Source organism: Bdellovibrio sp. ZFWA1, from assembly GCF_056175665.1.
Genome location: NZ_JBJKJH010000001.1, coordinates 1,915,640 through 1,928,787 on the forward strand (window position 1 = coordinate 1,915,640; position 13,148 = coordinate 1,928,787).

Consider the following 13,148-nt stretch of genomic DNA (forward strand, 5'->3'; position numbering starts at 1 on the left):
AGTATGGCTGTATTCTGCGCATGATACAAGCTGTCAAAAAATGCACTTGAAAAAAACTTTTAACCACCTCATGGTTTCTATATCTATATAATTAGCATCTTCTTCGGGATGAAGAAGGTGTGAGGGAATGATATGGCAAAAAAAGAGACATTAAGTACCGGCATAAAACTTGTCATCGTGGAGTCTCCGACTAAGGCAAAAACCATTCGTAAGTTTTTAGGAAGAGACTACGTCGTTGAATCCTGTATGGGGCATGTTCGTGATTTGCCTCAATCATCTAAAGACATTCCAGAGAAATTTAAAAAAGAAAAATGGGCACAATTGGGAGTGAATGTTGATCATAACTTTGAGCCCCTATACTGCGTTCCGAAGGATAAGGAAAAAGTTGTCCGAACTTTGCGTGATAAGTTGTCTGAAGCTGACGAGCTTTACCTAGCGACGGATGAAGACCGCGAAGGGGAAAGTATTTCTTGGCATCTAATGGAAATTTTGAAGCCTAAGGTTCCAACAAAGCGAATGGTGTTTCACGAGATCACTAAAGAAGCTATCCAGAAAGCATTGAAAGACACTCGCGAGATCGACTTGAATTTAGTACGGGCTCAAGAGTCTCGACGGGTTTTAGATCGTTTGGTCGGTTATACGATTTCACCTTTGCTTTGGAAAAAAGTGGCGTATGGTCTTTCGGCGGGACGAGTTCAATCCGTGGCTGTTCGTCTGATTGTCGAGCGAGAGCTTGAGCGAATTCGTTTTAAAAAATCAAACTACTCTGGCTTGATGGCCCACTTGAAAAAAGACAATGTTCAATTTGAAGCTCGTCTTCAAAGTTTAAAAGATCAAAGAGTTGCCACCGGTAAAGACTTCGATGGCACTACCGGTAAATTGACTGCTGGAAAAGATCTTATTGTTTTGGATGAAGCTGCGGCTCAGAGTTGGTTGAAGAATTTAAGTAATGAAAGTTTTGTGGTGACGGAAGTTGATGAAAAGCCAACTTTTAGAAAACCGTCAGCCCCTTTTATCACTTCGACCTTGCAGCAGGAAGCCAACCGAAAGTTAGGACTTTCTTCGCGCGAAGCGATGCAAGTTGCGCAGAAACTATACGAACAAGGTTTTATCACCTATATGCGTACGGATTCGACTTTCTTGTCTCAAGAGGCGATCTCGGCCGCAAGAAGTTGTATTTCCACAAAGTATGGAAAGACTTATTTACCAGAGTCACCTCGCAGTTATGCGGCTAAAAAAGTTAAAGGTGCTCAAGAGGCCCACGAAGCGATTCGTCCTGCGGGGAATGTGTTTCAAGATCCTGACGAAACAGGTTTGACTGGAATCCAATACAAGCTTTATGAGTTGATCTGGATGCGTACGATCGCTTCGCAAATGGTGGATGCTAGGCAGAAACAGGTGAGCGCGAAAATTAAAGCCGGAGACGCGATCTTTGCAGCCAGTGGAATGACTATCGAGTTTCCAGGTTTCCTGCGCGCTTATGTCGAAGGCAGTGATGACCCAGATGCGGAGCTAGCAGAACGTGAGATTCGCCTTCCAGAAATGAAAGTGAAAGACACTCCACTGTGTCAAAGACTTGAAGCAACGGCTCATGAAACTAAACCACCGGCTCGCTTTACGGAAGCAACATTAGTTCAAACCTTAGAAAAAGAAGGGGTTGGACGTCCGTCTACTTATGCCTCTATCATTGGTACAATCATCGATCGTGGTTATGTCAGAAAAGGTGGAAACGCCTTAATACCGACCTTCACCGCGATGGTAGTTTCAAAATTATTGTCAAAGCATTTGCCTGAGTTTGTGGACCTGGGTTTTACGTCTTCGATGGAGCAGAGCCTGGATAATATTGCAGACGGCGAACTTGATAGTGAAAGTTATTTGGCGTCGATCTATAAAGGTCCGAAGGGCTTACGAGCCCGAGTCGAAGAGCAAGAAGGTAAAATTGATCCTGAAGATGCTCGAAGTATTAAGCTAGAGGGGATGGATCGTTATGAGTTTCACGTGGGTCGCTATGGGGCATACTTAACCACTCAGCGAGACGGCGAAAAAGTCAGTGCCTCTTTGCCAGACAATGAATCTCCGGGGGATATTACTCCTGAGATTGCCGAAAAGCTGATTGATCAAAAGATCAATGGTGCAGATGCTCTTGGTAAAGATCCTGAAACTGATTTGCCAATTTATGTCTTGAACGGTCGCTTTGGACCCTATGTTCAACTGGGTGATGTCAGCGAGGAAAATGACAAACCTAAGCGAGCTTCATTGCCGCCGGGGACATTGCCGGAGCAAGTGACTTTGCAAATGGCGATTGATTTATTGAGCTTGCCAAAAACTTTAGGCAAACATCCAACGACAAATAAAGAAATCAAAGCAGGATTGGGGCGTTTTGGGCCATTTGTAGTGCATGATGGTGACTATCGTTCGATTCCTAAAAGTGACAGTATTTTTACTATGACTTTGGAAAAAGCTTTAGAGATGTTGAGTCAGCCTAAAAAAGGACGCGGAGGCCGTTCGTCGACACCTCTTCGTGAGATGGGGGCGCATCCGGAGTCAGGTGAAGCTATCCAAATTTTTGATGGTCCTTATGGTCCTTATATCAAATCAGGCAAGGTCAATGCATCCTTGCCCGAGGGAGTGACTCAAGAGGCAGTGACTTTGGAGCAGGCGATTGAATTGATTAATCAAAAAGCGGGGTCGAAAAAAGGCGGCAAGAAGAAGGCTGCGAAAAAGGCGGCTCCGGCGAAGAAAGCTCCTGTAAAAAAAGCGGCAGATAAAGCGGCAGCCAAAGCAGCCGGTAAGGCGGCGGCCAAGGCAGCAGCTCTGGGTGTCAAAAAAGTGATCACTCGGAAAAAGAAGTAATGGTCTTGAGCAGGGGGTTTTGACAAAACCCCCTTTGTGTTAAGATTCCGGTGCTGTGAAATTGGATTGATATGTCGAATGTAAAAGGCCAGTTAGAACTGGGGATAAATCGAGAGCCCGAAAAAGACCGGAATTACCATCTGGGTGGTCGCTCTTTTTATTTTTTTGATTTCGACGACAACATTGCATTTCTTACGACTCCTCTCATTTTATTTCATAAGGAAACCAACGAAGAACTTGCGGTAAGTAGCGGTGAGTTTGCCCAGCAACATCAAAACTTTGGGATCAGCGGTCCCTATGCCGATTACAAAGTTGATTATTGCGATATGACGGGAACCTTTAGAAATTTTAGGGACCATCACATTGAGGATGTTGAAAAATTAAGCGGAAAAAAGCAGATCTTTGTACAGGATATTGCAGATGCCTTGGGTTATCATGATGCCCAGTGGAAGGGCCCCTCTTGGGAGTGTTTTTATCATGCGGCCTTCAATCAGCGTCCGGTTTCATTGATTACGGCTCGAGGACATCATCCCGAAACTATTAAAGAAGGCGTGCGCGAATTCGTGAAACATAAGGTTTTGCCGATCGAGCCAAATTGGTTGTCGATTTATCCAGTCAGTCACAAGCCTACGCGCGAGATTCTTGGAGATAAAGAGTTTACCCGTAGTTCTGCGGAGTTGAAGCAAAACGCCATAAGAGCCAGTGTACAGACCGCACTGCAAGTTTATGGATACAGTCCACATCATCGCTTTGGTATGAGTGATGATGATCCAAAAAATATTCAATTGATTTACGAGGAAATGGTGCGCTTGAAGCACGATTATCCAGAAATGTCTTTTTTCCTTGTTGAAACTCAGCATGGAAATTTCATTAAACACGAGGTGATGCTGTCAGGACTTAAGTCCCAACGCGTGACTTCGAATGAGTCATTTACTCAGCTCTCTTTATTCGAGAAAAAATAAGATCAAGACAGAACTATCATCTAGTAACAAATTCGTCCTAACAAAAAACATGAATCCTTCCGATACTTTGGTATTCTATGAAGACTTAAGGAAGGAACATCATGAGTTCACTGTCTAATCGTTTAATTTCGAACCTTCAAATTGCTGCCACTGCAGGATCTATTTTGTTTGCTGGAGCTTCGGCTTCTGCGCAAATTAAAGAGGGACTAGAGTGTCGTTTTCTTAGTGTTATCGAAACGGGGTTTCTAGCAAACCACGTTAAGTACTCTGAAAGGTCTACCGAGCTTTCGGGGCGCACTCTTGATCAATATATCGAACGCATGGATCCTTCGAAGATCTATTTAACACAGGCGGATATCGATCAAATTAAAAAATTAGCTGGGGATGTTTTTGATAAAACTAAAAAGCGCGATTGTTCGTTCTTAGATGGAATTCAAAAAATCGTTCTTCAAAGAGTCAAAGAACGCGCCGACTTTGCTAAGTCGTTTTTAGGAAAAGACTATAAGTTTGATATCAAAACTGAATTTGTTTTTGATCCGAAGAAAAAAAGCTGGCCGAAATCCAATGACGAAGCCAACGAGTATTTGAAAAAATATGTTCACTTCCAAATTGCGAACTATCTATCTACGGATATGAAGTTGGATGAAGCGAAGGCGAATGTTATCAAGAATTATGAACGGGCACTAAAAAGAGTGCAAGATACGAAGCAAGACGATTTATTTGCAAGTTATCTTGATGCTTTTGCCGGTGCCTTGGATCCTCACTCGTCATTTTTTAGCCGTGATGTTTTGGAAGATTTTGAAATTCAAATGAGATTGTCTTTAGAGGGTATCGGAGCCACGCTGTCGTCTCAAGATGGATTTACAGTTGTTGAACAACTTGTTGGCGGTGGAGCCGCTGCTCGCTCGGGCCAAATTGAGCTTCAAGATCGTATCGTAGCTGTTGGACAAGAAACAGGTCCGATGGAAAACGTCATCGATATGGATTTAAAAGATGTCGTTAAAAAAATTCGTGGAAAAAAAGGAACCAAGGTTCGTCTTTCTATTTTAAGAAAAGTCGGGGATAAGAAAGAGCGTTTTGAAGTGACGCTTGTGCGTGACAAGGTCAACCTTGAGGACGATGCGGCCTCCATCACATTCATTGATAAAAAGATCGACGGTGGAAAGAAGAAAAAAATCGGAATCATCAATTTTCCAAGCTTCTATGCGGATTCTCGTCGAGGCGGTCGAAGCTCTGCAGATGATCTAAAGAAATTAGTAAAAGAAGCCAATGACAAAAAAGCGGATGGTCTGGTCTTAGACCTTTCGAATAATGGTGGTGGCTCTTTAGAGGACGCTGTTAAGATTGCAGGTCTTTTCTTTGCTGAAGGAAATGTAGTTAAACAAAGCTCAAAAGTCGAAGCGCGGGGTGAGACCGCATTGGCCGATACTGATCCGACTGTTGATTGGGCGGGGCCTTTGGTTGTTTTAACTAGCCGTATTTCTGCGTCTGCGTCTGAAATCGTTTCGGGAACATTGCAGGATTACCGTCGTGCGGTGATTGTGGGTGGTGACCACACTTATGGTAAAGGTTCTGTTCAGTCGGTACTGCCAATGCCTAATAATTTGGGCGCAATCAAAGTGACCGTGGGCATGTTCTTTGTGCCGGGTGGAAAATCAACGCAGCACCGTGGGGTTGATGCGGATGTTGTATTACCTGGCGTTTTCAGCACGGATGATATTGGTGAAAAGTATATGGATTACTCTTTGCCGCCTAAAACAATCGAACCATTTATTTCTCAGGAAGCTTTCGTTAAGACCGGAAAAGGGGCATGGAAAGAAGTCAATCCGGGATGGATTAAGACTTTGAAGGCCTTATCTGAAATTCGCGTCGAAAAGGAGCCCGAGTTTAAGAAGGTTCGTGAAGAGATCAAAAAAGCACAGGCTCGTGGCAAATTGATCAAGGTTTCAGAAATCATGAATGACAAAGAAACCAAGGATAAAAAAGAAAAAGAAAAGGCTAAAAAGACAATGTCGAAAGCTGAAAAGTTGAAAGAGTACCTAAAACGTGCCGACATTATAGAAGCTTCTAACGTATTGACGGATCTCATTCAGTTGCAAGATGGCCGTCAAATGACAGAGCCAAATCAAAAATAAATGAGTTAAGCCTTACATTAAACCCAGCTTTTTCCATTTCGGAGAGCTGGGTTTTTTATTTGCCGCGTTAAAGAGTTTTTATTCAAGACATAGGCCCGTGTTTTCGCTTACATAAAGTGGATTTTAGGAGATTTAAAAATGTCCCAAAAAAGCGCTAAAAAAGCAGCTAAGGCAGCTGCCCCAAAAGGGTCGTCAAAGACGGCTGTAAAAAGCAGTGCTGCGAAGTCGGTTTCTGCAAAGTCTGCAACTAAAGATAATTTCGGTGGTCTTTCAAAAGACACCTTATTGGAAATGCATCGTTTGATGCTAAAGAGTCGCGTTCTTGAAGAGCGACTTATTAAAATTTATAAAGCGGGTGAGTCTTACTTCTGGATTGGCGGGCCAGGTGAAGAAGCTTGGGGTGTCCCATTGGGAATGTTGGCTCGAGTGGGCGAGGGGCTTGATAAAGATTTCTTCCATTTGCACTACCGTTGTACGCCGACGATGGTGGCTATAGGAATGCCCATGATCGATTCAATTCGCATGATGATGAATCGGGCGACCGACGTTTGTACCGGAGGACGAAACTTCTCTAACCACTACTGCTTTAAGCAGTGGAATGTCGCGCCGGTGACTTCTCCTTTGGAAGTGCAATATCCAATTGCTTGTGGGACTGCTCATGCACAAAAGCGGCATGGCAAAGGAGCTCTTTCGATTGTCACCGGAGGAGATGCGGGCACGGCTGAAGGTGATTTTGCTTCTTGCTTGATCTTGGCTTCCCGTAAAGGACAAGAACTTCCAGTGTTGATTACAGTTCAGAATAATAAATACGGAATTTCTACTCCGTATGAAGGGCAACACGGAGAGACTCATATCGCGGATCGAGCTCGTGCGTTCAACATCAAATCATTTGTTATCAACGGTAATGATCCCGTTGAGTCTTATTTAACAATCAAAGAGTGCATGGATTATATTCGTAAAACGGGAAAGCCTGCTTTTATCGAGGCGCATGTCTCTAGATTGTACGGTCACTCTTCAGCAAGTGGTGCAAACTTTGTTCAGGGCGAAGTGGACTGTTTGACTGACTTCCAAGCTCGTTTGAAAAAAGCGGGACTCTTGAAGGATTCGGACATTAAAGCTTTGGCCGATGGGTTTGAAGCCGAAGGTGTTGAGGCGCAAGAGATCGTGCGTAAAGAGCCGTCTCCAACTGGGGATTCGGTATGGGATCATGTTTTCGTAGGAAATGAAAATGCCGATTGGAGGAAATTCTAATGGCTAATATGGCACAAGCAATTCGTATGGCGCTTCACTATGGTGAAACGCATATGGGTGTAAAAGATATTTTCGGTCAGGATGTGGGTGCTCCGCTTGGAGGAGTTTTTACGGCCACTCAAGGGCTAAAAAACACTTGGAATTCGACATTGGATGAGCGCGGTATCATAGGCATGGCGATGGGAATTGCTATGGCGGGTGATCGCTGCGTGGCTGAAATTCAGTTTGCAGACTATATTTTTAATACAATCGATCTTCTAAAAATTGCGGGCAATACTTTGTGGTGCACGAATGGGCAGTACAATTTACCGATGGTCGTGATGACTCCGGTTGGTGCGGGAATTCGTGGTTCTGTATACCACTCGCATTCTTTTGACGCTTGGGCCTCACGTCTTCCGGGCTGGAAGATTGTGATTCCTTCAAATCCTTTAGATGCGTACGGTTTGATGTTGTCGGCGATTGATGATCCAAATCCAGTTCTTTATCTTAAATCAAAAGCTCTTATGAGACATAAGGGTGATGATTTGATTCCCGGCGAACCCGAAGATGAAAAAGAATTAAAGGCGATGATTGATGCGCCAATTGGAGACCGCTCGAAGTGGAAGGCTAAGTGGCCTCAGCTTGAAAAGTACTTAGTGCCAATTGGCCAGGGGAAAATCACTCGTGGCGGAGATCAGATCACTATTGTGACTTATTCGCGTATGGTGCACATCTGTAACGAGATTGCGGATGAGTTGGCAGCAGAGGGGATTTCGGTCGAGGTCATCGACTTGAGATCGATCTATCCTTATGATTGGCAGATGATAAAAACTTCTGTTGAAAAAACAGGGCGTGTATTATTCGTGAACGAGGACACTGAGGTGACAAACTTCGGTGAGCACTTGGCGTATAGAACGGTTCAAGAGTTGTTCTATCACTTGTTGGCTCGACCTCGAGTTATTGCTGGAAAAAATTTACCTGGTATTGGTTTGCATCCAAGTCTTGAAGATAACTCGGTACCGCAGAAACACGAAATAGCAATGGCTGTTCGTGAAATTGTTAACGAGGTTCCTTAATGAAGGTTTTGTCTCATCGAAAAAAAGTACGTCGTCGAGTCAGTAAGAAAAATGAAACGGTCGTTTTTGATAAGTATGAGCTTTATCGAAAGTCTGTTCAGTCTGCCGAGAATGATGTTCAATTTCTACGTGAGACTTACCGAGAGCTTAAGGGAAAACAAGCCAAAGTCTTTGGTGAAGATTTTTGTGGAACCTTTGCTTTGTCGACCGAGTGGATTAAGTTGTCTCCAAGTTTTGAGGCCGTAGGAGTTGATTTAGATCCTGAACCGATGGAGTACGGCAAACATCACTATTTGACGAAACTTAAGCCCGAGCAGGCTAAGAGACTGAAGCTGATCGAGGGCAATGTCCTTGATCCGCACTTGCCTAAAGCAGACATTATTGGGGCGATGAATTTTTCCTATTTCTGCTTTAAGTCCCGAGACTTAATGAAGAAGTACTTTGCCAACGCTTACCGCCGTCTAAATAAAGATGGCATTTTCTTGGTCGATATTTTCGGAGGTTCTCAGTGCTATGAACCTATTGAAGATATGATTAAGCATGACAGCTTTTCGTACTACTGGGATCAAGTCAGTTTTGATCCGGTAAACAATCATGCATTGTTTTACATTCACTTTAAAGTGAAAGGTAAAAAGGTCGAAAAAGTGTTTACGTATGATTGGCGCTTGTGGAGTCTTCCTGAAATTCGCGAAATTATGCAAGAAGTGGGTTTTAAAAAAACGCACATCTACTGGGAGGGTACAGCCAAGGACGGAAGTGGAAACGGGGTTTTCACTAGGACCGAAGCTGGCGAATCTTGTCAAAGTTGGATTGCCTACGTTGTTGGGGAGAAATAAAAAAAGACCGAAGGAAGCTTCGGTCTTTTTTTTAGCTTAGATAACGATTGAGGGCTTCGTCCAAGGTTAGTTTACTGACGGGCTTAACCAAATGCTCGTTACAGCCTGCTGAAAGTGACTTATTAATTTCCTCGGCAAGGGCATTGGCCGAGAGTGCTAAAATGGGGATGTACTTTCGGCCCGTTTCTTTTTCGATTTGTCTAATTTTCTGTGTTGCTTCGTGGCCATCAAGTACTGGCATTTGAATATCCATTAAAATTATATCAAATGAAATTTGACTGTATTTTTCGACAGCCTCTTTGCCATTTCGCGCCTCGGTAAGCTCGATTGGCTTCGTCTTCATGAAGTGTCTTAGTAAAAGTAGATTGTCCTCTGAGTCGTCAACGATCATGACCTTGAAGACTTTGCCAGTTGAATTCAAATCAAAGCGTTCTTGTGGTGACTTAGTTAAGCTTAACTTTCTAATTGGTGCAAGTTTGTAGGGTAGTTCAAAATAGAATCGAGTCCCTTTGCCTTCCTGAGATTCAAGCCAAATTCGCCCGCCCATCAGTTCGACTAGGTTTTTGCAAATCGCTAACCCAAGGCCCGTGCCGCCATAGCGACGGTGGATCGTTGAATCCGCTTGAGTGAAAGATTGAAATAAAGAGTTTTGTTTGTCTTTGGGGATTCCAATACCGCTATCTGAAATTTCAAACAGCAAAACAGGCATATGGTTTTGATCAAGGTGCTCGCGAATGGAAAGTTGGACGAAGCCTTTATCTGTGAACTTTAACGAGTTGCTTAGCAAATTTAATAAAATCTGACGTATGCGGGTGGGATCGTTCAGAAGATAGTCTGGGGTCGATTCTTCAACCTGAAAGGTAAATAGTAGTCCTTTACTTTCGGCTCGTTGTTCTAGCACTTCAAACACATTTTTGACGGTTTCGCGTAGGTGAAAGGGCACCGATTCAATTCGAACCTGACGGGCCTCGATTTTTGAAATATCAAGAATGTCGTTAATTAAGGCTTGAAGGTTTTCACCCGCGTGGCTGAAGGATTGAATGTATCTTTTTTGCTCTTCATTTAAGGTCGTAGTGCGAAGTAAATCGATCATGCCAAGAATCGCATTCAGAGGAGTGCGAATCTCGTGGCTCATTCTTGCTAGGAATTCAGACTTTGCGATAGAGGCATCCTGCAGACGTGCTTCGGTAATTTTGTGAGCCTGCACTTCGTCTTTAAGATTGGCTAGAGCTGTGGAAATAATGAGGCTTGAAACTAGAAATGCAGTCAGCGTGATTTCGCCATCAATGCTTTTGCCATCAAAATAATGCAAAGTAAGTGCCGGATAAAACTTAAAGAACGGACCAAAAAACTGAACGAAAATAAAAACGGAATTTAAAATTAATGTGTCCGCGAGTCTAAGTCGGGTCGAAGCAAAAAATAAGACAACAGCAAAAATGTACCAATGAGTATTAAGTGGGAAAATAAAGCTGAGGCTGACCAGTAACGTGGTAACTAGAAGTAATTGCAATTTCTCTTCAAGATGTCCTTCGGGCCAAAATACAATTTTAGGTGGATAAATGGTGACGCCTTCGCAGAGCCAATTTTTTTCGTGAAGAACTTGAGTCACAGTCATCAGTAACGGAACGCTCACGATCAATGTTCCAAAAAGGTGGAAAATAAGCATCGAGAAAAAATATTGGTTGAAGGTGGGAAGTGGTGCCTCCAATAAGCGGAGCGAACCGTACATAAGTATCGTTAATGCTATTCCCGGAATGAGTCCGCCATACATGATGAAGCGGACCAGGCTTCTGTTTTCGGTCAAGTTGACTTTGATTTTTTGCCATTGAACCGCAAGAAGCCAAGCTAGTCCTGAAGAGCCAACACATAAAGTGATAAAGACCAGAGATTGGACAAAGCTAAACTCAGGGAATAGTAATCTAGAGGAAATTAGATTTGCTAGGAAGCTGCCAACAAGAACTCGAGGCCCCCACCACATACATAATGTCAGAGTAATCACATGTGGAAGATATAGACTAGGATGAACTTGGAGTTCTTTGAGTGCTAGGTAAAGCCCGACTGAAAGTAGGCAGATTGGAAAAGAAACAATCCACGTCCACCATTGCTGAGATGATTTCCAAGTTTTCAAGATAAGTGCGCTTTCAGTTCATTCATATTGAAAAGGGCTTTCATATGAAGGCCGATCTCTGTCAGTTTAGGCTCTTGGCCTTGGCCGCGATGAATAACACAAAGAACATTTTTTACGTCCGCTCCCGCCTTGCGAAGATCTTGGGTCGATAGGACGACTTGACCTCCTGTGGTGATGACATCTTCAATGATACAGAGCTTTTTATTTTTGATATCAAGCCCTTCAGCAAATTGGCAGGTCCCATACTCTTTGGCTTCCTTGCGAATAAACACGACAGGCAGGCCCGTTTCCATTGATAAAGCCGTAGCAATAGGAATGCCTCCCATTTCAAGACCAGCCAGGGCTTCGGTTCCAGCGGGGATATGAGGCGCTAGCTGACGGGCAATTTCCTTTAAAAGATGGGGCTGGGCTTCAAAGCGGTATTTGTCGAAGTATTCTGTAGAGGTTTGACCGGATCGAAGCGTGAATTGCCCGGTGAGGTGGCAAACTTCATAGATTTTTTTTGCAAGCTCCGCGTGGGTCATCAGCTAACTCCTTATAAAGAGATATTCGATTTCAACCAGTCTTTGTATTCCGTGTTAATACCCGAAGGTTCGAGGGTCATAATACAAGGCACCTCGTAGGGATGCAATTGCTTGATCCGCGCCGACAAGCGATCGATAAGATCCTTATTGTTCAAGGTTTTCAGAATCATTAGAATTTCAGAATTAGATTCTAAATCATCATCCCAGATGTAGTGGGATTCGATATTTGGGACAATGTTCGCACAGCCGATGAGTTTTTCAGTAAGACAATTTTTAGCGATAAGGCGCGCAGTCTCAATGTCAGGGCAGGGAACATAGAGCAAAACCACTGTTAGCTCCGTCGCATCTTTTGTTTGCGCAATTGCCATTGCTCAAGTGCATACTTACGTAGATCTTCGACCGAATCCAGTTCATCGACAATCTCTACTCCAAGCAGAGTTTCAATGGCATCTTCAAGGCTGACTAGGCCTGTGATAATTCCATATTCATCGACGGCCAAAGCTAAGTGTTCTTTTTCTTTAATGAAAAAATCAAGCACCTGGGACACCGTCATGCGTTCAGGGATGGAAGAAATGGGATGAACTATATTGGCGACTTTTTCGCTGTGCTTATCGTTTGAAACTGACTCTAAAACTTTATAGCGGTAGCACATTCCGATAATATTATCGATACTGTCGTGGAAAACCGGGATTCGAGAGTAGCGTAGTGGCTGGTATTTTTGAAAGACTTCGCCCACTGTCATTTCATCTTCAAGTGCAAACATCACAGATCTTGGGGTCATGATATCTGACACAAAAATTCGGTCTAACATCATCAGGTTCTTGATGATTGTGGACTCTTTGCCTTTAAGAGTGCCTTCCTCGACGCCAATTTCTGCAGTCGCAACGATCTCTTCGCGGGTAACCTCTGGATCATCGGACTCTTTGGCGATGATCTTAGAGATCTTTTCCGACAAAAGAACAAAAGGGTAAAGGCAAATGACCATGGCTTGTATCATGTAAGCGGCAAAAGGGATCAGGGCGCGCCAATGAGCATTTCCGATGGACTTAGGCAAAATTTCTGAAAACACTAAAATTGCAAAAGTAAGTATAAATGAAGCCGCGGTGACCACGGATTCGCCATAGATATGTTGAACGTGGTAGGCGATAGAAGCTGAGCCCAGGGTGTGAGAGATTGTATTTAGAGTCAAAATTGCTGAAATGGGGCGATCGATGTTTTCTTTCAGGTGCTCTAGAAGACTGGCGCTTTTTTGTCCTTTGCCGCCAAGAACTGCAAGATAGGCGGAGGTTGAAGAAAGAAGGACGGCTTCAAGTAGGGAACAGACGAAAGAAATACCGATTGTAAGAAAGAATAGAATAATAATAGTTGTCATTGGTGGGAAAATTGTAGCATTAGGATAGAAAA

The 13,148-nt window shown here is 43.5% G+C and carries 10 protein-coding genes; 6 read left to right on the forward strand and 4 right to left on the reverse strand.

Annotation, left to right across the window (positions count from 1 at the left end):
• Positions 1–132 precede the first annotated feature (132 nt).
• From topA to AC04MN_RS09460, 6 genes are all read left to right on the forward strand, one after another.
• Positions 133–2,853 carry a type I DNA topoisomerase gene (topA, locus tag AC04MN_RS09435; RefSeq protein ID WP_475382929.1) on the forward strand — a complete coding sequence of 907 codons (2,721 nt, stop codon included), beginning with the start codon at positions 133–135 and terminating at the stop codon, positions 2,851–2,853.
• Positions 2,854–2,924: 71 nt separating this feature from the next.
• Positions 2,925–3,815: a hypothetical protein gene (locus AC04MN_RS09440; RefSeq protein WP_475382930.1), complete on the forward strand. Its 891-nt coding sequence runs from the start codon at positions 2,925–2,927 to the stop codon at positions 3,813–3,815.
• 101 nt (positions 3,816–3,916) lie between these two features.
• The gene (locus AC04MN_RS09445; RefSeq protein ID WP_475382931.1) at positions 3,917–5,950 is read left to right on the forward strand and encodes a S41 family peptidase; all 2,034 of its coding nucleotides are present in this window, start codon (positions 3,917–3,919) and stop codon (positions 5,948–5,950) included.
• A gap of 138 nt (positions 5,951–6,088) precedes the next feature.
• Entirely contained in the window at positions 6,089–7,201 is a 1,113-nt protein-coding gene (locus AC04MN_RS09450; RefSeq protein ID WP_475382932.1) for a thiamine pyrophosphate-dependent dehydrogenase E1 component subunit alpha, read from the forward strand.
• Complete coding sequence (locus AC04MN_RS09455; RefSeq protein ID WP_475382933.1) at positions 7,201–8,256, forward strand: alpha-ketoacid dehydrogenase subunit beta; 1,056 nt, start codon at positions 7,201–7,203, stop codon at positions 8,254–8,256. Before AC04MN_RS09450 ends, AC04MN_RS09455 begins: the two co-directional genes overlap by 1 nt.
• Positions 8,256–9,092, forward strand: a complete 837-nt coding sequence (locus AC04MN_RS09460) for a class I SAM-dependent methyltransferase (protein WP_475382934.1) — start codon at positions 8,256–8,258, stop codon at positions 9,090–9,092. Before AC04MN_RS09455 ends, AC04MN_RS09460 begins: the two co-directional genes overlap by 1 nt.
• Positions 9,093–9,123: 31 nt before the next feature.
• Here the strand turns inward: AC04MN_RS09460 and AC04MN_RS09465 are convergent, their stop codons facing one another.
• The 4 genes from AC04MN_RS09465 to AC04MN_RS09480 are packed head-to-tail and all read right to left on the reverse strand — an operon-like array spanning position 9,124 to position 13,116.
• Positions 9,124–11,220, reverse strand: a complete 2,097-nt coding sequence (locus AC04MN_RS09465) for an ATP-binding protein (RefSeq protein WP_475382935.1) — start codon at positions 11,218–11,220, stop codon at positions 9,124–9,126.
• Positions 11,217–11,744, reverse strand: a complete 528-nt coding sequence (gene pyrE, locus AC04MN_RS09470) for an orotate phosphoribosyltransferase (protein WP_475382936.1) — start codon at positions 11,742–11,744, stop codon at positions 11,217–11,219. Before pyrE ends, AC04MN_RS09465 begins: the two co-directional genes overlap by 4 nt.
• 11 nt (positions 11,745–11,755) lie before the next feature.
• Positions 11,756–12,112 carry a divalent-cation tolerance protein CutA gene (cutA, locus tag AC04MN_RS09475; protein ID WP_475382937.1) on the reverse strand — a complete coding sequence of 119 codons (357 nt, stop codon included), beginning with the start codon at positions 12,110–12,112 and terminating at the stop codon, positions 11,756–11,758.
• The gene (locus tag AC04MN_RS09480; protein ID WP_475382938.1) at positions 12,076–13,116 is read right to left on the reverse strand and encodes a CNNM domain-containing protein; all 1,041 of its coding nucleotides are present in this window, start codon (positions 13,114–13,116) and stop codon (positions 12,076–12,078) included. The genes cutA and AC04MN_RS09480 overlap by 37 nt, the downstream gene beginning before the upstream one ends.
• Positions 13,117–13,148: the final 32 nt, after the last annotated feature.